The following is a 23022-nucleotide window of genomic DNA, read 5'->3' on the forward strand; positions in this document are numbered from 1 at the left end:
GCGACGGGTGGGACGGCGACGGGCGGGACGGCGACGGGCGGCGGGCCGGCCGGGGCGGTCGCCCGGCGGACGGCGCGCCGGCGGACGGGACCGGTCACCGCCGGACCACTCCCCCCTGTCCGCTCAGGGCAGCCCCCTCAGCGCAGCCGGCCGGCGAGGGCCAGCGCGCAGGAGTCACCGCCGCCGGCCCGCACCCGGTCCGCCCAGCGCTCGACGTCCTCGGCGCTCATGGGGTGGGCGAGCAGGTAGCCCTGCGCGGAGTCGCAGCCGGCCTCGCGGACCATCCGCAGGTGCTCGGCGGTCTCCACGCCCTCGGCGACCGACCGGATGCCCAGGGTGTGCGCGAGCTCGACGATCGCCCCGAGCACCGCGCCGGTGCCGCCGGAGGCCAGCCGCTCGGCGGCGTTGATCAGCGAGCGGTCGATCTTCAGCGTCCCGATGGGCAGCGCCATGAGCTGGGCCAGCGAGGACCAGCCGGTGCCGAAGTCGTCGATGGCCACCCGCACGCCGAAGCCGCGCAGGACGGCGAGCTGGTCCTCGGCGCGGGTGGGGTCCTCGGCGACGCTGGTCTCGGTCAGCTCGAGCATCAGCTGCTCGGGCGCCAATCCCGACTCGTGCAGCGCCGTCCGGACGTCGCGGACCAGCGTCTCGGCGGAGAAGTGGCGGGCGCTGATGTTGACCGCCATCCGCAGCGACAGGCCCTGCTCGGCCCACTCGGCGGCCTGGCGGGTGGTCTCGTGCAGCAGCCACCGGGTGATCGGGATGAGCTGGCCGGTCTCCTCGGCCACGGAGAGGAAGGCGTCGGGCGAGAGCAGGCCGCGCTCGGGGTGCTGCCAGCGCAGCAGCGCCTCGACCCCCTCGACCTCGCCGGTGTCCAGGCGCACCACCGGTTGGTAGTGGACGACGAACTGGTCGAGCGCGCCGTCGCGCAGCCGGGTCGCCACGTCCATCCGCCAGCGGGCGGCGTCGCGCAGGCCCGGGGAGAAAAGGTGGACGCGGTCGCGGCCGGCCGCCTTCGCCGCGTAGCTCGCGGCGTCGGCGTCGCTGAGCAGCTGGTGGGCGTGCCGCAGCCCGGGCTGGGCGACGGCGACCCCGATGCTCGCCGAGACGGGCACCGAGACCCCGAGGGCGACGAACGGACGGGCGAAGGAGCGCTGCAGCCGGAACGCCAGCGACGCCGCCTCCGGGGTGTCGCACGAGCGGGCCAGCACGACGAACTGGTCCCCGCCGAGCCGGCCCACGGCGTCGCCGGGACGGATCTGGGCGGCCAGCCGGGTGCCCACCTGGCGCAGCAGCTCGTCACCGACCTCGGAGCCGAGCGAGTCGTTGATGGTCTTGAAGCCGTCGATGTCGAGGAAGAGCAGGGCGGTGCGGGTGCGGTCGTCGGCCAGCGCCTCGCCCACGAGCTCGAGCAGCCGGGCGCGGTTGGCCAGCCCGGTGAGGTCGTCGTGGGTGGCCTGCCAGGCCAGCCGCTCCTGGTCGCGGACCCGATCGGTGATGTCGATGTGGGTCACGACGAGCTGGCCGTCGCCCTCCACCCGGGCCGCCTGCAGGCGCCACCACAGGGGGCCGCCGGGGCCCTGGATGGAGTACTCGCAGGAGAAGGTGCGCGTCGGTCCCCCGGACGGCGCCGCCCGCAGCTCGGCCAGCCCGCCGGCGATCCGGGCCAGGTCGTCGGGGGGCACGCCCTGGCCGATCCGCGCGAGGTAGTCGTCGCCCACCTCGGCGATCTCCCAGCCCCCCGCGCGCACGAGCTCGGCGGCGTCCGCCCAGCTGCGGTTGACGCTGCGGACCCGGCCGCCGCGGTCGAGCAGCACGGTGGGGGTGGGGAACGCGTCGAGGACGGCGGTGGTCTGCCGGAGGGCGTGCGCCTGGGCGGCGTGCGCGCGGTGCCGCGAGTCGACGTCGCGGATGAACACCACCAGGCCGGTGCTGTCGCCGGAGGCGCGGACCTCGAACCAGCGGTCCCGCGGCCTGTGCAGGTACTCGAAGACGCGCGGGCGGCCGTCGTCGAGGGCGCCGGCGAGCTCGGCCACGAACTCGGTGTCGCGGAGGTCGGGGATGCAGTCGAGGACCGTCTGCCCGAGCAGCGTGTCGGCCGGCCGCCCGAGCAGGTCCTCCAGGGCGGCGTTGAGCCAGGTGAAGCGCCACTCCCGGTCGAGGTGGCAGACCGCGTCGGGGACGCTGGCCAGCAGGTTCGGCGGTGCCGCCGCGCCCGCACGGTCGGATGGGTGCACGCCTTCTCTCTCCCCCTGCCGCACGCCGGACCCCGCTGGGCGGGTCACCGGTACCGGACCGGGACGGGATGGGAAGTCGGTCCGTGCGCGACGTGTACCCGAGGGTAGTGGAGCCGCGGGGTCTCAGGCAGGGGCAACGGTTGACCGTTCCACGATCCGCGCTGCGGGCACCGCGGACGGCAGCGTGCCCAGCACCGATCCCCAGTCCCCGCCGAGACGGGTGGCGCAGAACGCGTCGGCGACCTCGGGCGGGGCGTACCGCAGCAGCAGCGAGCCCTGCAGGCACTGGGCGAGCAGGCCGGCGACGCGACGGGCGCGCAGCGGCAGCGCGTCCGGGTCGCCGAGTTCGGCGGCCAGCCGCTTCACGGCGTCGTCGAAGCGGGCGTCGGCGCCGCGGGCGAGCTCGATCTCGTCGGTGACGGCGGCCAGCGACTCGCTGCTGCGGCCCAGGGCCCGCAGCACGTCGAGCGCGATGACGTTGCCGGAGCCCTCCCAGATCGAGTTGAGCGGCGCCTGCCGGTAGAGCCGCGGCATGCCCGACTCCTCGACGTACCCGTTGCCGCCGAGCACCTCGAGCGCCTCGCCGACGACGGCCGGCGTCCGCTTGCAGACGAGGAACTTGGCGGCGGCGCCGGCCAGCCGCAGGAACGCCGTCTCGCCGGCGTCGACCGCGGCGGCCAGCCGGATCGCCAGCGCGGTCGCGGCCTCGCTCTCGACGGCGAGGTCGGCCAGCACGTTCTGCATGAGCGGCTGGTCGGCCAGGAGCGCGCCGAAGGCGGAGCGGTGCCGGGCGTGGTGGACGGCCTGGGTGAGGGCCGCCCGCACCGTCGCGGCCGAGCCGATGACGCAGTCCAGCCGGGTGGTGTTGACCATCTCGATGATCGTCGGGACGCCGCGGCCGGGAGCGCCGACCAGCCACCCGGTGGTGCCGTCGAACTCGACCTCGCTGGAGGCGTTGGCGCGGTCGCCGAGCTTGTCCTTGAGGCGCTGCAGGCGGAAGACGTTGCGGCTGCCGTCCGGGAGCACCCGCGGGACGAGGAAGCAGGAGACGCCCTCGTCGAGCTGGGCCAGCACCAGGAACAGGTCGCTCATCGGGGCGCTCGTGAACCACTTGTGCCCGGTGAGCGCGTAGCTGCCGTCGGCGTTCGCGACGGCGCGCGTGGTGTTGGCCCGGACGTCGGAGCCGCCCTGCTTCTCGGTCATGCCCATGCCGGCGACGAGGCCCGGCTTGGCGACGGGGTCGGCCAGCCCGAAGCGGTAGCCGGTCGCGGTGAGCCCGGGCTCGTAGCGGGCGGCGAGGTCGGGCGCCGCCCGGAGCGCCGGCACGGCGGCGTAGGTCATGGTCACCGGGCAGCCGTGTCCGGCCTCGACCTGCGTCCAGCCGAGGTAGCCGACGGCGCGGCGCACGTGGGCGTGCCGGTAGCCGGCGTCGGCCGCCGCCCAGGGCGCGCCGGCCAGCCCGTGCTCGAACGCCGTCCGCATGAGCTCGTGCCAGGCCGGGTGGAACTCCACCTCGTCCACCCGGTGGCCGTACCGGTCGTGGGTGCGCAGCACCGGGCGGTTCTCGTCGGCCAGCCGGCCCCACTCACGGGCCTGCTCGCTGCCGGCCAGCGCGCCGAGCTCGGCCAGCGAGGCGAGCGTCGCCTCGTCGGCGTGCCTGAGGCAGGCCTCCCGCAGTGCCGCGTCCCCGGCGATCGGGTCGTACCCGACCAGCGGCGGGGCCTGGTTCAGGACCTCGTGCGTCGCACCCACGCCGCGCACCGTACGACCTGCGTGTAGCGGTCGTCACACCCCTCCTGCTCGGCGGCCCGACCCGTGTGAGGACGGCGTCCTCCTCCCGCCGTTCCACGTGGAACGGCAGGGGACGGCGACGCTCAGAAGGGCGGCGGTTCGTCGGCCGGATCGGGCGGTGATGGTTCCGTGTCGGGTGGCGGGTCGGGTTCCGCCGATGGCGGGCTCATGCCCGGTGGGCGGGTCGTCCTGGTGATCCCGGAGGGGGTCGTCACCGTCAGCACCCCGTCCGGGGTCATCTGGAAGCGCCACCCCTTCGCGAAGGTCTTGAGGCGGTGGTGGCTGCGGCACAGGCAGCACAGGTTGGCGCAGTCGGTGGCGCCGCCGTGGGCGTGCGGGATGACATGGTCGGCATCGGCCCAGCCGACCCGCTGACCACAGGTGGGGAACCGGCAGGTGCGGTCGCGGGTGTGCACGAACCGCTGCTGCGGCGCGGAGGGCGCGTAGCTCTCCGTCTCGGCCGGCCGGTCGAGCACCGCGCACTCGCAGTCGTCGCCGGCGCCAGCCGACTGCTCGACGTCAGCGTCGGCCGGGTGGTCGGGGCAGCCGCGTCCGGCGAGCCGGCGGAGCTGGTCCAGCGTGGTGGTGGCGCGGAGGGTGCCGTCGTCGACCAGCGCCAGCGTGACCGACCCGCCCTCCGGCGCGCGGACGCCGAGCCCGTCCAGTTGCCGCAGCAGTTCGCGCAGGTGGCCGGCGGTGATCGGCAGCCCGTTGACCTGCCCCGCTTCCTGCGACCGACCGGTCAGGGCGCTGAGGGTGGCGATGACCTGCAGGTGCGCGGTCACCGCGGAGCGACCGGTCTCCCACGGCCGCTGCAGCAGATCCGCGTAGACCAGGGTGCGCAGCTGCCCGATCGGCCGGGGATCCCCGTCGGCCTTCAGCATCCGGGCGAGGGCATCGACGACCGCGTGGCAGACGGCGGCGACGTCGGCCGGGAGGTCGGCAGCCAGAGTGGCCATGCCGTCGAACGGGCCGTCGAACAGCCGCACGTCGGCGTGCCGCTGCGCGGTCTCCCGGCGGGCGTCGATGGCGTCGGCGTCGGCCTCCTGCAGCAGTGCCAGCGCGCGGGCCTTCAATCTGCGCACGGTCAGGTCGGTGGCCTCCGGCAGGAGCTGGGACTCCAGGCGGCGGGCGGTGGCCGCGGTGGTGTGCTCGAGCACGTCGACCAGCGCCTTGGCACGCGCCTCGTCCAGCGTGCCGGCGGCCAGCGCCGCCCAGGTCGCCGGCAGGTGGCTGCGGTAGGTCCAGGCGCGGTGCGCCAGGTGGGAGGCGGTGCCCCGGCCGACGTTGAGGACCACCGCGAGCTCGGCGGTGAAGAACTCCGAGACGCCCGGTAGTTCGGTGTCCGGCTGCCAGGTCCCGGAGCGGGCACCGGGGCTGCCGGGCGCGGGGTCGGTGTCGGCCGGGCGGGCCTCGGCCAGGCGGAGCACCAGCTCCGCCTCGTAGGCGGCCTCCATCGCCTTGCGCACCTGCACCCGCTGCAGCTCGGCGGCGGCCTGCTCGTCCGACAGCAGCGCCACCGGCAGCCGGGGGATCGACACCGGCCGCTGGAGCAGCCAGCCGGCGAGCGCGCGCTCCAGCGGCGACACGTCCCCGGCGACCTCCTCCACACCCCGCACGCTACGACCGGGGTACGACAGTTCCCGCAGGTCAGACCGCCTGTCCGGTCCTCCGCCGGTCGAGCGGACGGACGAGGCGGCCGATCGCGAGCTGCGCCAGCGGCGCGTAGCCCACGACGACCGGCGCCGGGCCGGAGACGCGGAGACCGGTGGTGCTGCCGCCGTCGGGACCGTCGGCGACCCAGTGCAGCAGGTGCAGCCGCACCGGGCCGGCGCTCACCGTCCACGCCCACTGCCGCGCCGCCTCGTCCACCGACTCGACGACGAACGGCAGCGTCACCCCCACCGGCCCGCGCACGCGCCCGCTCAGCCCGGCGACCAGCCGGGGGCCCGGCACGTCGACACCGGTGATCTGCGGCGCCCACTCCGGCCACCGCGCGGGCCGGGCGTAGCGCTCCCACGCCTCCGCGGGCGGCACCGGGCCGGAGGCGTGCAGCGTCACGGTCGTCATGCCGCCCTCCCTGCCCGCCGCGGGCCCGCCTCACGCACCGCGGACGGCGGCGCGGTCAGGCCGGCGGGCCGCCGAGCAGCAGCTCCCGCAGCATGTGCATGGCGAGGACGACGGAGCGCTCGCGCACCGCCGTCCGCGAGCCGGGCAGTCGCACCGACCGCGCCTGCTGACCCATGGGACCGACGGCGCACAGGTGCACGGTGCCCACGGGCTTGTCCGGCGTCCCGCCGCCGGGCCCGGCGATGCCGGTGACCCCGACCCCGACGTCGGCCCCGAACCGCGCCCGCGCCCCCTCGGCCAGCGCCAGCGCCACCTGCGGGCTCACTGCGCCGTACTCGGCCAGCATCTCCCCCGGCACCCCGACCAGCTGCTCCTTGGCCGAGTTCGCGTACGAGGTGATCCCGCCGAGCACGTACGCCGAGGACCCGGCCCGCTCGATCAGCCGGGCCACCAGCAGCCCGCCGGTGCACGACTCGGCGGTGGCGATCGTCAGCCCCTGGTCCGAGAGCGCGCCGGCCACCAGCTCGTCGAGGGTGGGCCCGGTCGAGAGCAGCGTCGCCGCGAACGTCTCGGTGAGCACGGCGGCCAGCCGGTCGTAGGCCGGCTGCGCCTCGGGGGCGAAGCGCGTGACGATCTCCAGCTCGCCCTCGCGCAGGCAGGTGGTGACCTCCAGCCCGCCGAGCTCCTGCTCGTGCTCCCGGAGGGTGGCGGCCAGCTGGGCCTCCAGCGTCCCCCAGAGCCGGATCGTCTCCTGGCGCAGCTCTCCCGCCCCCGCCAGCACCTCCTGCACCGGCCCGGCCGCCAGCGCCGCCGGCCACATCCCCTGCAGCTCCGACGGCGGCCCGGGCAGGACGACGACGACCGGCCCGCCGCGGCCGTCGGCGGGCGGGACGACGAGGCCCGGCGCCGTCCCCACCGGCTCGAGCACCGTGGCGCCGGCGGGCACCAGCGCCTGCTTGCGGACGCCGGCCGCCGTCGCCTCCGGGTCCGACCGCCAGCCGCGGCGGGCCATCAGCCGCTCCACGACGGCGGCGACGCGCTGCTCCAGCTCCGGGTCGACGTCCAGCGGCCGGCCCTGCACCTCGCCCACGACGGCGGCGGTGAGGTCGTCGGCGGTGGGCCCGAGGCCCCCGGTGGTGACCACCAGCTCGACACCGGAGGAGGCGAACCAGGCCAGCGCGGCGCGCACGTCGTCGGGCCGGTCGCCCACGACGAGGACCGACCCCACGTCGACGCCCGCCCGGCGCAGCTCCTCGGCGAGCCACGGCCCGTTGCGGTCCGCGACCCGGCCGGTCAGGACCTCGGTGCCGGTGACGACGATGCCCGCGCGCGTACCCACCCGCCCGACCCTAGGAGGACGTCGTCCTCCCCGCCGGGTGCGAGGCGGTCCGCCGGACCCGCCGCCCCGCCTCCCCGGGCCGGGCGCGGACCGCCGCTAGCGTGCGGGGAGGACCGGTCCCACCCCGTGCGGGACCGGTCGCCCGCGTCCCAGGAGGAGAGCACCCGTGACCACCTCGCCCCCGCCGGCCGGCCCGCGCACCCAGCAGATCCCCACGGGGGAGGGCGCGACGGCCGCCGGCCTGGCCGGACACCCGGGCGCGCCCGCCGTGCCGCCGTCGGTCCTGCCGGCGCCCGCGTACCCGGTGACCACGCCCCAGCCCGCGACGACGCCGGAACCCGCGCACCACTCCCCGCCGGCCCACCACCAGCCGCCTCACCACGAGCCGGCCCACCACGAGCCCGCCTACTTCGCCCCGGCCCACCCCGCACCGGCCCACCACGAGCCCGCCCACCACGCGCCGCTCCCCCACGAGCCGGCCGGCTACCAGCAGACGGGGCCCCAGCCCACCGGCCCCCTGGACTCGCTGCTCGGCGCCCCGCCGGTGCCCCCGCCGGCCGCCGTCGCGCAGGAGGCCCCGGCCGCCCGGCCCGAGAAGCCGGCGCGCCCCCGGGCGCCGCGCCGGCCTCGCGACCGGGCCGCGCTGATCGGCGCCGGCCTGGCCGGCCTCGGCCTCGTGCTGCTCGAGCTCGGGCTCGCGCTGCGCCTGGACGGGCCGCGCCTGTGGGGCCAGGTCCCGGCGTGGGCGGCGTTCGCCACCGTCTGCGCCCTGCTCGGCGGCGCGGCCGCGCTGTCGCGGCTGGTGCCGGCGCTGCGCCTGCGGCCTCTGACCGCCGAGCGGCTGGCCCTCGGCGGGGCCGCCGGGCTGGCGGTCTTCTGGGTGCTCGTCGTCCTCCCCCACGCCGACACCGACCGCGGCTTCCTGCTCACCGCCGCGCTCGGCGCCGTCGCCCTCGCCGCCTGGCTGGTGCCCGGCCGCCGTCGCTGACCGGACGCCGGCGGCTCAGCCGGCGCGGCCCCAGCCGTTGCCGCGCCCGTTGCCGCCGGCGTTCCCGTTCGCCTCGCCCTCGCCGTTCTCGTCCGCCTCGGCGGCGCCGTCCGCGGCGCCGTCGCCGGGGCCCGCGGCGTCCCCGTCGTCGTCCTCGTCCCCGGCCGTCGGCAGCGGCACCGGGGCGGGGTCCGGCACCGGGACGGGGTCCGGCTCCGGCGCGGCAGGGGTCTCCGGCGCGGCCACCTGCGTGGCCGGGCCCCCGTCCCCCGCCCAGGGCGGCGCGGTGGACTCCGTCCACCACGGCGGGGGCGACGGCGTGGACGGGGGCGCCGGCAGCGCCGCAGCCACCGTCAGCGTGACCGTCTCCCCCGGCGTCAGCCGCCCGACCGGGGTCACCCCGGTGACGGTGCCCGGGGTCGCGTCCGCGGTCTCCGCCCCGACCCGGAGCACCCGCAGCCCGGCCGCGACCAGCTGCTCCTCCACCTCGTCGGCGGACCGGCCGACCAGGTCCGCCCGCCGCACGTCGGTGCCCGCGTCCGCCGGGGACACCGCCTCGGCCGCCGGCACGGGCGCCGCCCCCGGCGCGGTCATCTCCAGCACGCCCACGCCGAGCGCGGCACCGACCGCGAGGGTCGCCACCCCGGTGAGGACCCGACCTGCGCGTCGGCGACGCGGCGCGGGGACGGGTGGGGCCACGGCCGGCGAGAAGGCGGACACGGCGGGCGGCAGCGGCGCGGTGACCGGGGGCGGCGCCGGCGGCAGCGGGCGGCCGGCGCGGACGGTCTCCACCGCCCGGCACACCGCCGCGCCGTCGGCGAGCCGGCCGGCGGGGTCCTTGGCCAGCATCCGCGCCACCAGCTCCCGCACCGGCTCCGGCACGTCGTGGGGCAGCGGGTCGGGCTCGTCGCGGAGCTGGCGCAGCGCGATCTGCACCGGGTGCTCGCCGTCGAAGGCGCGCCGCCCGGCCAGGCACTCGTAGGCGACCATCCCGAGCGCGTAGACGTCGCTGGCGGGCCCGGCCTTGCCCCCGGCCGCCTGCTCGGGCGAGAGGTAGTGGGCGGTGCCGACCACCTGGCCGGTGCGCGTCAGCGGGGCGCTGCCCGCCGACCAGGCGATGCCGAAGTCGGTGATCCGGACGACGCCGTCGGAGCCGACCAGCACGTTGCCCGGCTTGACGTCGCGGTGCACCACCCCGGCGGCGTGCGCGGCGGCCAGGGCGGCGGCGGTCTGCCCGACCAGGTCCAGCACCCGCTCGGCCGGCAGCCGCCCCTCACGGGCCACCAGCGCCGACAGCGGCTCGCCGTCGACGAGCTCCATGACCAGGTGGGCGCAGACCTCGCCGTCCTCGGTCACCACCTCGCCGTAGTCGTGCAGCGCGGCGATGTTGCGGTGCAGCAGCCGGCCGGCCAGGCGCGCCTCGGTGCGGAACCGGGTGCGGACGGTCTCGTCCTCGACGTACTCGCTGCGCAGCAGCTTGACCGCCACCGGCCGGTCGAGCAGCGCGTCCCGGCCGCGCCAGACCTGGCCCATGCCGCCGGTGGCGAGGAGGCCGAGCAGCTCGTAGCGGCCGCCGACGACGCGACGCACGGGACTGCCGTCCATCGCACCTCCTCGGTTCCGTATCAGTCGTCGGGGAAGTCTCCCGCGGCGGAGGTGGTCCCGCTCGGCGTCCCGGCGGGGCTGGTCACCGGTGAGGGTGACGGCGAGGTGCTCGTGCTGGTGCTGGAACTCGTGGCGGTGGTGCCCGTGGGCGTGGCCGACGAACTGGTGGCGCCGGTCGTCGGCGAGCCGGTCGTGGACGAGCCCGGTGCGTTCGCGGTGGTGGGGGTCGCGGCCTCGGTCGGCTCCGGGACCGTCGTCCCCGGGGCCGGTTCCGTCACGGGCGGGGGCGGCTCGACGACCGTGCCGGGCGCGCTGTCGCCGGTCACGGCCGAGACACCGCCGTCGCCGCCCTGCCCCGTGGACGACGCCCCGGACCGGCGGCCACCGCTCGGCGCCACGGCGAAGGTGACGACGACGTCGTCGCCGGGCTCCAGGCGCACGCCCTCGGGCGACACCCCGAGCACCCGGCCCGGGACCGCGGACCCGGTCACCTGCTCGCGCCGCTCCACGCCCAGGCCCAGCGCGGACAGCTGGGTGGCGACGTCGTCGATCGGCCGGCCGACGTAGTCGCCGGCCTCCAGCACCACGCCGTCCTCGCCGTCGCGGGTCTGCGCGGCGACGACCGTCGGGGAGGCGGGGTCGTCGACCAGGGCGGTGAAGACGACGCCGGCCAGCCCGGCGCCCAGCAGCAGCGCCAGCAGCGGCACCAGGACCGCCGCGACCCGGCGGCGGGGCGGCGGCGGGGGGCCGGGTCGCCGCGGCCCGTGCGGGCCGGGCAGCGCCCCGGACGGGCCGGGCGCGGCCTGGGTGGGCGGGCCGGCGTCGACGGCGACCGGGGCGGCGCTGACCGGGGCGGCGTCGACCGGGGCGGCCACCGCCACCGCGGCCGGCGCGGCGGCCGGGACGGGCGCGGGCGGCGCCGGCGGCTCGAGGTCCGGCAGCCGCCCGGCGCGGGCGTCCTCGACCGCGGTGACGAACGCGGCGCCGTCGGGCATGCGGGCCGCCGGGTCCTTGGCCAGCGCGCGGCGGATGAGGGTGCGGACGTCGCGGGGCAGCGTGTCCGGCAGCGGCTCGGGGTCCGAGCGCAGCTGCTTGAGCGCGATGGTGACCGCGTTGTCGCCGTCGAAGGCGGGGTGCCCGGTGAGGCACTCGTAGCCGACCAGGCCGAGGGCGTAGACGTCGCTGGCCGGGGTGGCCAGGTGCCCCTCGGCCTGCTCCGGCGAGAGGTACTGGGGCGTGCCGATGACCTGGCCGGTCTGGGTGAGCGGGACGCTGCCGGCCGACCAGGCGATGCCGAAGTCGGTGATCTTCACGCTGCCGTCGGCGCGGACCAGGATGTTGCCCGGCTTGACGTCGCGGTGCACCAGCCCGGCGCGGTGGGCCTCGGACAGCGCGGCGGCGGTCTGGCCGAGCACCGACAGGGTGGTGGAGGTGTCCAGCCGTCCCTCGCGGCGCAGCAGCGCCGACAGCGGCTGGCCCTCGACCAGCTCCATGACCAGGTAGGCGAGCGTCTCGCCGGTGTCCCCGGCCTCGGTCTCGCCGTAGTCGTAGACCGCGGCGATGTTCGGGTGGTTCAGCGCGGCGGCGTGCTGGGCCTCGGCGCGGAAGCGGGCGAGGAAGGTCGGGTCGCCGGTGTACTCGCTGCGGAGGACCTTGACCGCGACCGGGCGGTGCAGCAGCACGTCGGTGCCGCGCCACACCTGGCCCATGCCCCCGGCGGCGATCAGCTGGGAGAGTTCGTAGCGGTCACCGAGCATGCGGCGACCCGGTTCCACCACGGGACCTCTCCCATCCCTGCCGGCCCTGCTGCCGACGCCGTCCACCCCCGGCGCACCGCCTCTCGTCCGCAGAGGTGCCCGGTCCTTCCGAGACCACACATCCTCCCAGCAGTCCCACCCGTCCGGGGAGTCCCGTGCGTCACGGCTCGGCATCGACTCCGCGACACCCCGGCGACACGCCGGGGAACGGCCGGGGAACGGCGGCTCAGCCGGTGAAGAGGGCGCGGCCCCACCAGTCGGCGTCGTCGCGGACGCCGGGCGGGCAGGCGAACACCGCCGAGGAGGTGTGCCGGACGTACTCGTTCATCGCGTCCAGCCGCAGGTTGCGCTGCACCTGCACGAAGCCGGTCTCCGGGTTCCGCTGGAAGGCGATGAAGAACAGCCCGGCGTCGAGCCGGCCCAGGCCGTCGGAGCCGTCGACGAAGCTGTAGCCGCGGCGCAGGATCGCCGTCCCCGCGTTGGTCGGGTGGGCGAGGAAGACGTGGCTGGTCTCGGGGATCGCGAACTCGCCGTCGACCTGCTTCGTGAAGTCGACGGGGTCGAACTCCGCGCGCTGGCCGAGCGGCGCGCCGGTGCCCTTGGTGCGGCCGATGGTGCGCTGCTGCTCGTCCAGCGAGGAGCTGTCCCACGGCTCGACGAGCATCCGGATCCGCCGGGTGACCAGGTACGAGCCGCCGCGCAGCCAGTCCGCCCTGCCCCCCTCGCGGTCGTCGTCGCCGACCCAGACGAACCGGTCGAGGGCACTGCCGTTCTCGGCCTTGAGGTTGTCGGTGCCGTCCTTGAACCCGAACAGGTTGCGCGGGGTGGCCTGGCCGGTGCTGGTCGACGACGTCCGGCCGAAGCCCAGCTGCGACCAGCGCACGCTCACCACGCCGGCGCCGGTGCGGACCAGGTTGCGGACCGCGTGGACGGCGACCTGCGGGTCGTTGGCGCAGGCCTGGATGCACAGGTCCCCGCCGCTGATCGCGGGGTCGATCTGGTCGCCGGGGAACGCCGGCAGCTCGGCCAGCGGCGCGGGCCGGCGGGCGGCGAGGCCGAAGCGGTCGCGGCCATCGGCGGTGGTGAACAGCGTGGGCCCGAAGCCGACCGTGATGGTCAGCCCGGACGGCGGCAGGCCGAGCGCCTCGCCGGTGTCGTCCGGCGGCGCGTACCGCTCGCCGTCGACGGCACCCACGGGCCCGGCGTCCCGGCCCGCGGTCATGCGCCGCGCGGCCTCGGTCCAGTCCTGCAGGAGCGCGACCAGGTCGTCGCGGCTGTCGGTGGTGACGTCGAGGGCGACGAAGTGCAGCCGGTCCTGGGCGGGCGTGACGATCCCGGCCTGGTGCTCGCCGTGGAAGGGCACCGCGTCGGTCGGGGCCGGCCCGGCGGCCGGGGCCTCGTCGGCGGTCGCCCGGCCGATGACCCCGCCGGCCGCGCCCGCGGCGAGGACGCCGGCGGTGCCGACGCCGAGGGTGCCGAGCAGGCGGCGGCGGGACAGGCCCGGCCGCTGCGGCGCGGCCGGCTGGTCGGCGGTGGGCTCCGTCATGGCTTCCTCGGGACGGGGACGGTCTCGCAGGGCGCAACGCCCCGCGGACACCGGCGCGTCCCCGGCGCCGGTGTTCCGCGGGTCACTGGTCCGCGACGACCGCCGCGACCTGGCTGACCGACTCCGACAGCGCGGTGATCCTGTCGGACAGGCCGCGGAGCTGGTCCTCGGAGAGCCGGTCGTGCGGCGTCCAGCCGCCGTCGGTGCGGTACTGCTCGAGCTCGGCCTCGGTGGCGGCGAACCGCTCGTCGATCTCGGCGACCAGCTCGGCGTCGGCCTCCTCCAGGTAGGGGCGCAGCGCCTGGACGGCGGCCTCCGAGCCCTCGAGGTTGGCGGCGAAGTCCCACAGGTCGGTGTGCGAGTAGCGGTCCTCCTCGCCGGTGATCTTGCCGGTGGCGATCTCGTCGAGGAGGGCCTTGGCGCCGTTGGCCAGCTGCAGCGGCTCCAGCGTCGTGTCGTCGGCGAGGTCGACGACCTGCTGCACGTTCTCGAGCAGCTGGTCGGCGTAGGGGGTCATACCCTCGGTGGTGCCGCCGACCCACAGCGCCTGCTCGATGCGGTGGTAGCCGGTGAAGTCCTCGCCCTCGGCCTGGTCGCCCTCGCGGCCGTCGATGAGCGGGTCGAGGTCGCCGAAGACCTCGGCCACCGGCTCGATCCGTTCCCAGTAGGTGCGCGCCAGCGGGTAGAGCGCCTTGGCACCCTCGACGTCGCCGGCCTTGACCGCGTCGACGAACGCCGTGGTCTGCTCGAGCAGCGCGCCGGTCTGGCTCTGCACGTAGCGCTGGTAGTCCGCGCTCGCCCGGGCGAGGGTCTCGTCCTCCGACAGCGACTGCGCCTCGCCGGTGACGGTGAGGTCGCTGCGGATGCCGTCGCCGACCATGCCGGGCTTGCAGGCGGTCTCGTAGCTGCCGGCGGGCAGCTCGACGAGCAGCTCGCGGGTGAGGCCCGGGGCGATGTTCTCCACCTCGCCCATCACCCGGTCGCCCTCGGCGTAGACGTAGAACTCGGTGACCTGGTCGCCGGAGTTGGTGACCTGGAAGCTGTGCGTCCCGGCCGGCAGCTCGCTGCTGGCGACGTCGCAGGCGTCGTCGGTGGCGGCGACGGCGACGGTGTCGGCGGCCTCCCCGCCGCCGGACGCCGCGCCGGAGCCGGTGTCGGCGCTGCCGCACGCGGCGGTGGTCAGCGCGGCCAGCAGGCCGGCCGTGAGCAGGGGGAGGCGGCGGTCACGCACGGACATGCTGGGTGGTCTCCGACGGCTGGGAGGGGGTCCGGGCCGGGTCGGCGCCGGAGGGCTGCGGGGCGGCCACCACGTTCGGCGCGGGGGCGGCGGGTGCGGGGGCGGCAGGCGCGGGCGTGCGGGCGGGCCAGAGGAAGGCGACGAGCACCGGCACCAGGTAGGCGACGTAGGCGATCGTCTCGATCACCGTGGGCGCGGCGGTGACGTTGAAGGTCCCGGCGATCGCCGCGCCGTACCAGCTGTTCGGGTCGAGGACGCCCGAGATGTCGAAGGCGAGGACGTCCAGGCCGGGCAGGACGCCGGCCTCCTGGAAGTCGTGGACGCCGTACTTGAGGATCCCGGCCGCGACGAAGACCAGCAGCACGCCGCTGACGGTGAAGAACCGCGACAGGTCGATCCGGACGGCGCCCGCGTAGAGGCCGATGCCGATGACGACGGCGGTGAGGACGCCCGCGGAGATGGCCACCAGCGGCGTCGCCGTCGTCGTGGCGCCCTGGGCGGCGGCGTAGAAGAGCAGCGTCGTCTCCAGGCCCTCGCGGACCACGGAGAGGAAGGCGACGCCGGCGACGGCGAGCGTGCCCGTGCCCAGCGCCTGCTCCAGCTGCCCGCTGAGCTCGCCCTTGAGCTTCCGGGCGGTCCGGCGCATCCAGAAGACCATCCAGGTGACCAGCGCGACCGCGAGCACCGAGGTGATCGCCTCGAACAGCTCGCGCGAGCGGTAGTCGGCCAGCAGCGTCGTCTCGGTGTAGGTGAGCAGCGCGCCGAAGAGCACCGACAGGGCGACCGCGGCGGCGACGCCCGCCCACAGGGGCAGCAGCTGGCGGCGCCGGCCGGACTTGACCAGGTAGGCGACGAGGATGCTGACCACGAGGGTGGCCTCGAGGCCCTCGCGCAGGCCGATGAGGTAGCTGGCGAGGAACGCCTGGCCCATGGCTGACACCTCTGTCGGGGTTCGGGAACCCCCGGGTCCGTACTGAGGGCAGGCACACCTTACTCGCGGGCGGGGGATCGATCGGTCCCCGTCCGCGGGAGGGCCCCCTCGGCCGCGCGCGGGCGTGGCAGGGTGACCGGCATGTCAGAGACGACCGCCACCACGACCGTGACCCGCGAGGACGCCGGCGGCGTCGCGACCGTCACCCTGCAGCGGCCCGGGATCTCCCGGGCGATGCGGCGGGAGCTGCTCGAGGTGGTGCAGGGGATCGCCGGCGACGGGTCGGTGCGGGCGGTGCTGTTCACCGGCACCGGCCGGGCGTTCTGCGTGGGCCAGGACCTCGCCGAGCACGTCGAGTCGCTGCGCGGGGACGCCGGGACCTCGCTGTCGGTCGTCGAGGACGAGTACAACCCGCTGGTCCTGGCGCTGGCCGGGCTGCGGGTGCCGGTCGTCGTCGGGATCAACGGCGCCTGCGCCGGCGCAGGCCTGGGGCTCGCGATGGCCGGCGACCTGCGGGTGGCCGCCGCGGGCGCGAAGTTCACGACGGCGTTCACCGGCATCGGGCTGTCCAGCGACTCGGCCCTGGCCGCGCGGCTGGTGCACAGCGTGGGCGTCGCCCGCGCCACCGAGCTGCTGCTGCTCCCCGACGCCTTCCCGGCCGAGACGGCGCTGCAGTGGGGCCTGGTGCACCGGGTCGTCGAGGCCGACCGGGTGGCGGACGAGTCCCGGGCGCTGGCCGAGCGGCTGGCCTCGGGGCCGACGGCGGCCTACCGGGCGGTGAAGACGGTGCTGGCGGGCGCGCCCACCGCCTCGCTGGAGGAGACGCTGGCGCTGGAGGCGCGGCTGCAGACCGAGCTCGGCGGCACCGCCGACCACGCCGAGGCGGTCGAGGCGTTCCTCGCCAAGCGCCCGCCGCGGTTCACGGGCCGCTGACCGGAGGACCCCGTCCCCCCCACCCCTCGCAGGCTCGGGGTGGGACCCGGGACGGGGCCGGGGGAGCTGGAGCAAGGCCCTCCGCCGCGGCCCTCAGGCCCGGCTGAGGGTGGTGCAGGGGCCGCAGACGTCGCGGGCCGACGTCGGCCAGTCCTCGTCGAGGGTGATGCGGGCCAGCGTGCCGCAGAGGGTGAGCTCGCAGGCGCCGTCGACCTCGGACGCCGGGCGGTGCAGCTCGACGGCGTGCCACAGGGCGGCGGTCGGGCCGTGGGCGCGGCTGCGGGCGGCGACGTAGGCGGTCGCGGCGAACGCGGTGGGGACGGTCGGGGCGGCGGTGGGGGCCATGCAGGGAGGGTCGACAGGGCGCCCGGCCCCCGGGAGCGGGGCCGCCGCGGTGTCACCCACCCGGGTGAGACGGCGGGCCCGCGGGGGCGACGGCAGGATGTCCCCGTGGAGCTGACGAAGCACGGGCACGCCTGCGTCGTGATCAGTGACGGCGACCGGCGGCTGGTCGTCGACCCGGGCGCCTTCACCGACCCGGCGGCGCTCGAGGGGGCGACCGCGGTGCTGGTGACGCACGAGCACCCCGACCACTTCGTCGGCGACCGGCTGCGTGCGGCGCTGGAGGCCGACCCCGCGCTGGAGGTGTGGACGAACCCGTCCGTCGCGGAGCAGCTGGACGGCCCCGGGAACCGGGTGCACGCGGTGGGCGACGGCGACGCGCTGACCGTCGCGGGTTTCGACGTGCAGGTCCACGGCGAGTGGCACGCGGTGATCCACCCGGACCTGCCCCGCGTGCGCAACGTCGGCTTCCTGGTCGAGGGGCAGGTGTTCCACCCCGGCGACGCGTTCACCGTGCCGGGGACCCCCGTGCCCACGCTGCTGGTGCCGCTGCACGCGCCGTGGTCCAAGGCGGCCGAGGTGATCGACTATCTGCGGGCGGTGGACGCCGACCAGGCCTTCGCCGTGCACGACGGCCTGCTCAACGACACCGGGCTGGGCCTGATGGCCGGCCTGCTGGGCGAGCGCGGCCCGGGCACGCCCACCCCCTACGGCCGGCTGGCCCCGGGGGAGGCGGTCGAGCTCTGAGGCCCGCCGCCTCCCCCAGCGGAGGTCAGCGGCGGACGGCGCCGCGGCGCGAGCGGGCCGAGATGCCCTCGGCGACGCCGATCAGCAGGACGGCGGCGACGACGGCCAGGACGAAGCCCAGGACGTTGAGCTCCCAGATGCTGCCGGTGCCGAAGAACTGGGCGATGAGCCCGCCGATGAGCGAGCCGACCACGCCGAGGGCCAGGGTGGCGAGGATGCCCAGGTGCTGCTTGCCCGGGACGATGAGGCGGGCCAGGGCCCCGATGATCAGGCCGGCCACGAGGAAACCGATCACGACGATCCTCCGGTGGGTGCGTGGCGCCCGGCCGGTCGCCGGGCGCGCCTGCAGGTCATCTACCCGCATGATCACGGCGCACACCCGGGCCGTTCGTCACCGGTCCGCGGGGACCTGCTCCACGTGCGCCGGGAGCTTGTCCAGCTCCTCGTCGACCGTGCGCTGCACGAACTGCTGCACGGCGCGGCGGACCAGCCGGTCGGCCAGCCGGGGACGGCGCGGCTCGTGGGTGAGCGTGATGGTCACCCGGGTGGCGCCGTCGGCGGCGTCGTCGAGCTCGATGCGCGTCGTCCACGTCTCGGGGGTGAGCTCGAGCCGGGTGGCGACCACCCGCTCGGGCTCCCACTCGACGATCTCCCCGCGCGGGGCGCCCTCGCGGGGGGTCCCGTCGGCGGGGAGGCGGCCGGGGACGCAGACGAACCGGGCGCCCTTCCCGGACCGGCCGCCCTCGACGACGTAGGAGACGTCGCAGACGGCGCAGTAGGGCTCCAGCACGGCCAGTGCCCGCCACACCCGGCGGCGCGGCGCGGCCACCTCCCGGGTCCCGCTGGCCGTGGTCACGTCCCGACGGTAGACGGGGGCCGGCCGGGTGCCGGGGCGAGGTCGGCGAGCACGGCCCGGGCGACGGCCCAGCGCTCCTCCCCCACCCGGCGCGCCCAGTCCCGCTCGACGTCGGCCAGGCGCCGGCGCACCGCCTCGTCGACCTCCTGGCCGCGGCCGGTGCGCCGGACCAGCCGGGCCCGCCCGTCGGAGGGGTCGGGGAGCACCTCGACGTACCCGCCGGCCTGCAGCGGCGCGAGCGCCTGGGCCAGCGCCTGCTTGGTGTGCCCGCTGTCGGCGGCCAGCCGGCTCAGCCGCTCCCCCTCGGGCGGCAGCATCGCCAGCAGCCGGTAGTGCCGCATGCGCAGGCCCGGGTAGCGCGCGTCGCTGAGGGCGTAGAGGTCGTCCCGGATCAGGGTCATCGCCTGCTCGAGCAGCGTGGTGACCAGGACGGGGCGTTCTCGGTTGACGGGATCGGACAAGCGGCTTCACCATCCACCCACCGTCAGACAAGCGGCTTGACCATCTTCCCACGGGAGCCCGCGATGACGACCTCGCCCTGGCTGGCGCTGTTCCGCCCCGTGCACCTCCACCTCCCGCCGCGCCGCGGCCCGCGGCGTCCGCGGTGACCGGCCTGCCCGGCGGGACGAGCGTCGCCGAGCTGCTGCCCGCGCTGCGCCTCCGGTCGGGCGACCCGGCGCTCGAGGTCGAGGCGGTGACCTGCCGCCCGCTGGAGCACGACGCCAGCGCGCCGTCGACGCGGGCGCTGACCCGGGTCGCCGTCGAGGGCCGGGGGTCCGGCGGCCGGGTGGTGCTGCGCCTGGTCGCCAAGGAGCTGCAGGCCGCCCGGTACGGCCTGCCGCCGCAGATGCCCGACGACGCCCGGGCGCACCTGGACGAGGTCATCCCGTGGCGGCTGGAGGCCGACGTCCTGGCCGCCGGCGTCGCCGGGTGCGCCCCGCCCGGGCTCCGCCCGCCGGACGTCGTGGCGGTGCACGAGCAGCCCGGCGACCGGCTGACCCTCTGGCTCGAGGACGCCGAGCCGGTCGACACCTCGTGGACGGCGGACGACACCCTCCGCGCCGCGGAGGCCCTCGGCCGGCTGGCCGCCCGCCGCCGCGGCCGGCCCTGGCCGCCGATGCCGGGCGGGGACTTCCTCACCGTCTACCGGGACGAGCAGCTGGGCGCCTGGGCGGTCCCCTGGCTGCGCGACGACGCCACCTGGGCCGCGCCGGTCATGCGGGTGCCCGAGGTCGTGGCCCTGCGGGAGGAGGTGTGCGCGCTGGCCTCCCGCGTCGACGACGTCCACGCCCGCCTCGCCGCGCTGCCGGTGCTGCCCGCCCACGGGGACGCGACGCCGATGAACCTGCTCCGGCCCGCCGCGGCGCCGGACACGTTCGTGCTGGTCGACTGGGCGATGGCGGGCCCGGCGCCGGCCGGCTTCGACCTCGTGCCGCTGCTGTTCGGCCGGGCGGAGTGCGGGGCCGGCCCACCCGACGAGGTGCCCGCCCTGCTCGGCCCGGCGGTCGCCGCCCACGCGCGCGGGCTGGCGGCCGAGGGCGTCGACGTGTCCCCCGCCGACCTGGAGGCCGGGGTGCTGCTGGCCGCGCTGCTGCGCTACCCGTGCACCGGCCTGCCGCTGCACCTGCTGTTCGAGCCGGTGACCGGCGAGGTGCTCGGCCACGCGGCGCGGCGGGCGGCCTTCGTCCGGATGGTGCTCGACCTCGAGCCGCGGCTGGCCGCGCTCAGCGGCCGCTGACGCCGCCCTCAGAGCTGCAGGGTCGCCGCGGCGAGCAGGTAGGCCGCGGACACGGCCTCCGGGTCGTGCAGGTCCCCCGGGTCCTCCGACACCGCCCGGGACCGCGCGCGCACCGCGGCCCCGGGGTCACCGGCGACGAGGTCCTCGGCGAGCCCGGCGACCACGGCGAGGGAGTCGTGCTCGTCCAGGTCGTCGAGGACGAGGCCGTCGTGGAGGAGCGTCGCCGCCTCGAGGAGCACCTCGCGGGCCGCCTCGGCGTCCACCTCGGGCCGCGCCCGCGCGACCGCCTCCGCGGTCGCCAGGAAGCGGGCGCGCAGTGCGGCTGCGACGTCGGGCGGCACGCCGGGAGCCTTACAGGGGACTCGTCTCCCGGTCGAGCGCACATCGGGCGGCCAGGTGCCCGGCGAAGGTCCGCCGGCCGTGGGCCGGGCCGGGCACGAGCGCCGAGCCCGCGCCGTAGGCGGCGAACAGCCGCCCCGGCAGCCGCAGGGGCACGACCGGACGCCGGGTGCCGGTGGCCCGTGCCCACTGCCGGGCCAGTTCGGGGACGGCGAGCTGCTCTGGGCCGCCGACGTCGGCGACCCGGCCGGCCGGTGCGGCACCGGCCAGCTCGACCAGCCGGTCGGCGACCTCCTCGACGGCGACCGGCTGCAGCGGGACGTCGGGCGCCGCGACGACCGGGGACAGCCGCTGCGCGGTGAACAGCGCCGCGACGAAGGAGTGGAACTGGGTGGCCCGCAGCAGGCTGAACGGCAGGCCCGACTCCCGGACCAGGCCCTCGACGACGACCTTGTCGCGGTAGTAGCCCAGCGGGACGTCGTCGATCCCGACGATGGAGACGACCACCAGGTGCCGCACGCCCGCGTCGCCGGCGGCCCGGAGCAGCGTGCGGGCCGCCTCGACATCGCCCTTCCCGCGCGGGCCGGTGGCCAGGTGCAGCACGGTGTCGACACCGGTGAGCGCCTCGCGCAGGCCGGCGCCGGTGAGCAGGTCGCCGGTCGTCAGGCCCGGGCCGCGGCGCCGGCTGAGCGCGCGGACGTCGTGTCCGGCCGCGCGCAGGCGGGCGGTGGTGGGGGTGCCGAGGGTGCCGGTGGCACCGGTGACCAGGGTGGTCGTCATGGGTGGGTCTCCCTTCCTCACCCACCGAGACCGGACAGCCCCCCGATCCGTGACAGCTGCGCGTTCGCGTGGGCCAGCTTCTCCGGGTTGACGACCAGGTCGAGCGCGCTCAGCCGCTCGCCGTCGGTGTGCAGCACCAGGACGCCGTGCAGGGCCGTGCCGTCGGTGAGGGCCACCGCGGGGGCGCCGTTGACCTCGACGAACGCCGGCAGCAGCCCTGCGCCGAAACGGGCGACGACCCCGGCGACGTAGCGGGCCACGGCCTCCCGCCCCCGCACCGGCCGGCGGGCCGCGTTGACGACGCCGCCGCCGTCGGCGCGCGCCACGACGTCGGCGGTCAGCAGGGCCTCCAGCCCGGCGAGGTCCCCGTCGGCGGCCGCGGCGAGGAAGCGGGCGGTCAGCTCCTGCCAGCGGGCCGGGTCGACCTCCCGGGTCCCGGCGCCGGCGAGGTGCCGCCGGGCCCGCGAGTGCAGCTGCCGGACGTTCGCCTCGGAGGTGCCGATCAGCTCGGCCACCTCGCGGGGGCTGTAGGCGAACGCCTCGCGCAGCACGTAGGCGGCCCGCTCGGCCGGGGACAGCCGCTCCAGCAGGGCCAGCAGCGCGAAGGAGACGCTCTCCCGCTGCACCGCCCCCTCCAGCGGGCCGAGGTCCCCGCCCGGGCCGGTCAGCACGGGCTCGGGCAGCCACGGCCCGGCGTAGACCTCGCGCCGGGCACGGGCGGAGGTGAGCGCGGTGAGGCACAGGTTGGTGACCGTCCGGGCCAGGAACGCCGCGGGGTCGGTCACCCGCGTCCGGTCGACGCCCTGCCAGCGCAACCAGGCGTCCTGCAGCACGTCCTCGGCGTCGGTGGCCGAGCCGAGCATCCGGTAGGCGATGCCGGACAGCCGCGCGCGATGGGCCTGGAAGTCGTCCAGCGCCGCCGTCCCAGTCACGGGCGGATCCTGTCAGGCGGGCCGGCCGCGTCCCCCTCCGTGCTCAGCGGCCGGTGACCGAGACCTCGAACTCGACCTGGCTCACGTCCGGCCGCAGCCGGGAGAAGCTGTGCACCAGCGGGTGCCCGGCGCTGTCGCGCACGGTGGTGCGGACGACCAGCAGAGGGGAGCCGGCGGCGATCCGCAGCAGGTCGGCCTCGTCCGGGGCGGCGGTGCCGACGTCGACGACGATGCGGGCGTGCGCCAGGTCGGCGCCGTACTCCCGGCGCAGGAAGTCGTACAGCGAGCCCTCGCTGAAGTCCTCCTCCGCGGCCAGCGGGTAGAGCGCGGCGGGCAGGAAGCTGTGCGCCACGTGGTTGGGCGCGCCGTCGACGCTGCGCAACCGCTCCAGCTCGACGACGTCCTCGGCGACGTCGAGGGACAGCTCGGCGGCCACCGACGACGGCGCCGGTACGACCCGCTGGGTGAGCACCGTCGTCCCCACCTGGGCGCCCTGCTCGGCCATCACCGAGCTCCACCCGGCGATGCGGTGGACGAAGCTCTCGCGGTACTCGTGCCGGATCGCCGGGCGGGTGACGTAGGTGCCCCGGCCCTGCTCGCGCACGAGGTGGCCGTCGGCGACCAGCCCGTCGACGGCGCGGCGCAGGGTGATCCGGCTGACGCCGTACTCGGCGCACAGCGTGGGCTCCGGGGGCAGCAGGGCCCCCTCGGGCATCGCGGCGACCCGGCGCCGCAGGTGCTCACGGACCGAGAGGTACTTCGGTCCCGCCGTCGCCGCTGTCACGGGCGCCAGACTATGCGGGGAAGACGTCTGAGGACGTCATGTCGTATGAGACGTCTCTCGCTCGGGTGAC

General features: G+C 76.9%; 22 protein-coding genes. 4 read left to right on the forward strand and 18 right to left on the reverse strand.

Translation table 11 applies throughout. The annotated features are described in order from the left end of the window. Nucleotides 1–137: 137 nt before the first annotated feature. The 5 genes from ACI79L_RS07790 to ACI79L_RS07810 form a co-directional block, all read right to left on the reverse strand. Nucleotides 138–2237 carry a putative bifunctional diguanylate cyclase/phosphodiesterase gene (locus ACI79L_RS07790; protein ID WP_456936225.1) on the reverse strand — a complete coding sequence of 700 codons (2100 nt, stop codon included), beginning with the start codon at nucleotides 2235–2237 and terminating at the stop codon, nucleotides 138–140. Nucleotides 2238–2360: 123 nt separating this feature from the next. Continuing rightward, nucleotides 2361–3989, reverse strand: coding sequence for an acyl-CoA dehydrogenase family protein (locus tag ACI79L_RS07795; protein WP_456936226.1), 1629 nt, complete (start codon nucleotides 3987–3989; stop codon nucleotides 2361–2363). Between the two features lie 122 nt (nucleotides 3990–4111). Then, a complete protein-coding gene (locus tag ACI79L_RS07800) occupies nucleotides 4112–5638 on the reverse strand; it encodes a DUF222 domain-containing protein (protein ID WP_456936227.1) in 1527 nt (508 codons plus the stop codon). Nucleotides 5639–5678: 40 nt separating this feature from the next. Next, on the reverse strand, nucleotides 5679–6098 hold the full coding sequence (locus ACI79L_RS07805) for an SRPBCC family protein (protein ID WP_456936228.1): 420 nt from the start codon (nucleotides 6096–6098) through the stop codon (nucleotides 5679–5681). A 55-nt stretch (nucleotides 6099–6153) separates the two neighbouring features. Further along, entirely contained in the window at nucleotides 6154–7437 is a 1284-nt protein-coding gene (locus ACI79L_RS07810; RefSeq protein WP_456936229.1) for a competence/damage-inducible protein A, read from the reverse strand. Between the two features lie 166 nt (nucleotides 7438–7603). On the opposite strand from ACI79L_RS07810, the gene ACI79L_RS07815 reads away from it, so the two are divergent. After that, on the forward strand, nucleotides 7604–8425 hold the full coding sequence (locus ACI79L_RS07815; protein ID WP_456936230.1) for a hypothetical protein: 822 nt from the start codon (nucleotides 7604–7606) through the stop codon (nucleotides 8423–8425). Nucleotides 8426–8440: 15 nt separating this feature from the next. Here the strand turns inward: ACI79L_RS07815 and ACI79L_RS07820 are convergent, their stop codons facing one another. From ACI79L_RS07820 to efeU, 5 genes are all read right to left on the reverse strand, one after another. Continuing rightward, on the reverse strand, nucleotides 8441–10030 hold the full coding sequence (locus ACI79L_RS07820; RefSeq protein ID WP_456936231.1) for a serine/threonine protein kinase: 1590 nt from the start codon (nucleotides 10028–10030) through the stop codon (nucleotides 8441–8443). A gap of 20 nt (nucleotides 10031–10050) precedes the next feature. Next, entirely contained in the window at nucleotides 10051–11805 is a 1755-nt protein-coding gene (locus tag ACI79L_RS07825; protein ID WP_456936232.1) for a serine/threonine protein kinase, read from the reverse strand. Between the two features lie 208 nt (nucleotides 11806–12013). Next, nucleotides 12014–13333 (reverse strand): iron uptake transporter deferrochelatase/peroxidase subunit, encoded by a 1320-nt coding sequence (gene efeB / locus ACI79L_RS07830; protein ID WP_456936233.1) that lies wholly within the window; start codon nucleotides 13331–13333, stop codon nucleotides 12014–12016. Between the two features lie 82 nt (nucleotides 13334–13415). Further along, nucleotides 13416–14570 (reverse strand): iron uptake system protein EfeO, encoded by a 1155-nt coding sequence (efeO, locus tag ACI79L_RS07835; protein ID WP_456936234.1) that lies wholly within the window; start codon nucleotides 14568–14570, stop codon nucleotides 13416–13418. After that, complete coding sequence (gene efeU / locus ACI79L_RS07840) at nucleotides 14557–15501, reverse strand: iron uptake transporter permease EfeU (RefSeq protein ID WP_456936235.1); 945 nt, start codon at nucleotides 15499–15501, stop codon at nucleotides 14557–14559. The genes efeO and efeU overlap by 14 nt, the downstream gene beginning before the upstream one ends. A 141-nt stretch (nucleotides 15502–15642) precedes the next feature. Between efeU and ACI79L_RS07845 the strand changes: the two genes are divergently transcribed. Further along, nucleotides 15643–16434, forward strand: coding sequence for an enoyl-CoA hydratase-related protein (locus tag ACI79L_RS07845; RefSeq protein ID WP_456936236.1), 792 nt, complete (start codon nucleotides 15643–15645; stop codon nucleotides 16432–16434). 93 nt (nucleotides 16435–16527) lie between these two features. On the opposite strand, the gene ACI79L_RS07850 is transcribed toward ACI79L_RS07845, so the two are convergent. Further along, nucleotides 16528–16779, reverse strand: a complete 252-nt coding sequence (locus ACI79L_RS07850; protein WP_456936237.1) for a hypothetical protein — start codon at nucleotides 16777–16779, stop codon at nucleotides 16528–16530. Between the two features lie 105 nt (nucleotides 16780–16884). On the opposite strand from ACI79L_RS07850, the gene ACI79L_RS07855 reads away from it, so the two are divergent. Continuing rightward, nucleotides 16885–17523 carry an MBL fold metallo-hydrolase gene (locus ACI79L_RS07855; RefSeq protein WP_456936238.1) on the forward strand — a complete coding sequence of 213 codons (639 nt, stop codon included), beginning with the start codon at nucleotides 16885–16887 and terminating at the stop codon, nucleotides 17521–17523. 25 nt (nucleotides 17524–17548) lie between these two features. On the opposite strand, the gene ACI79L_RS07860 is transcribed toward ACI79L_RS07855, so the two are convergent. From ACI79L_RS07860 to ACI79L_RS07870, 3 genes are all read right to left on the reverse strand, one after another. Further along, nucleotides 17549–17818 carry a GlsB/YeaQ/YmgE family stress response membrane protein gene (locus tag ACI79L_RS07860; protein ID WP_456936239.1) on the reverse strand — a complete coding sequence of 90 codons (270 nt, stop codon included), beginning with the start codon at nucleotides 17816–17818 and terminating at the stop codon, nucleotides 17549–17551. A 96-nt stretch (nucleotides 17819–17914) separates the two neighbouring features. After that, on the reverse strand, nucleotides 17915–18379 hold the full coding sequence (locus tag ACI79L_RS07865; protein ID WP_456936240.1) for an SRPBCC family protein: 465 nt from the start codon (nucleotides 18377–18379) through the stop codon (nucleotides 17915–17917). Next, nucleotides 18376–18840, reverse strand: a complete 465-nt coding sequence (locus ACI79L_RS07870) for a MarR family winged helix-turn-helix transcriptional regulator (RefSeq protein WP_456936241.1) — start codon at nucleotides 18838–18840, stop codon at nucleotides 18376–18378. Before ACI79L_RS07870 ends, ACI79L_RS07865 begins: the two co-directional genes overlap by 4 nt. Before the next feature lie 143 nt (nucleotides 18841–18983). Here ACI79L_RS07870 and ACI79L_RS07875 point away from each other — a divergent pair, with 143 nt between their 5' ends. Beyond that, a complete protein-coding gene (locus ACI79L_RS07875) occupies nucleotides 18984–20117 on the forward strand; it encodes a hypothetical protein (protein ID WP_456936242.1) in 1134 nt (377 codons plus the stop codon). An 8-nt stretch (nucleotides 20118–20125) separates the two neighbouring features. Here ACI79L_RS07875 and ACI79L_RS07880 read toward each other — a convergent pair whose 3' ends face one another. From ACI79L_RS07880 to ACI79L_RS07895, 4 genes are read right to left on the reverse strand one after another with little or no spacing between them, the layout of a single operon-like run. Beyond that, nucleotides 20126–20458, reverse strand: a complete 333-nt coding sequence (locus ACI79L_RS07880) for a hypothetical protein (RefSeq protein WP_456936243.1) — start codon at nucleotides 20456–20458, stop codon at nucleotides 20126–20128. A gap of 10 nt (nucleotides 20459–20468) precedes the next feature. Next, nucleotides 20469–21236, reverse strand: a complete 768-nt coding sequence (locus tag ACI79L_RS07885; RefSeq protein WP_456936244.1) for an SDR family oxidoreductase — start codon at nucleotides 21234–21236, stop codon at nucleotides 20469–20471. Between the two features lie 17 nt (nucleotides 21237–21253). Next, on the reverse strand, nucleotides 21254–22168 hold the full coding sequence (sigJ, locus tag ACI79L_RS07890; RefSeq protein ID WP_456936245.1) for an RNA polymerase sigma factor SigJ: 915 nt from the start codon (nucleotides 22166–22168) through the stop codon (nucleotides 21254–21256). Between the two features lie 43 nt (nucleotides 22169–22211). Then, entirely contained in the window at nucleotides 22212–22952 is a 741-nt protein-coding gene (locus tag ACI79L_RS07895) for a GntR family transcriptional regulator (RefSeq protein ID WP_456936246.1), read from the reverse strand. Nucleotides 22953–23022 lie beyond the last annotated feature (70 nt).

It is taken from the genome of Geodermatophilus sp. SYSU D00684 (assembly GCF_054050455.1).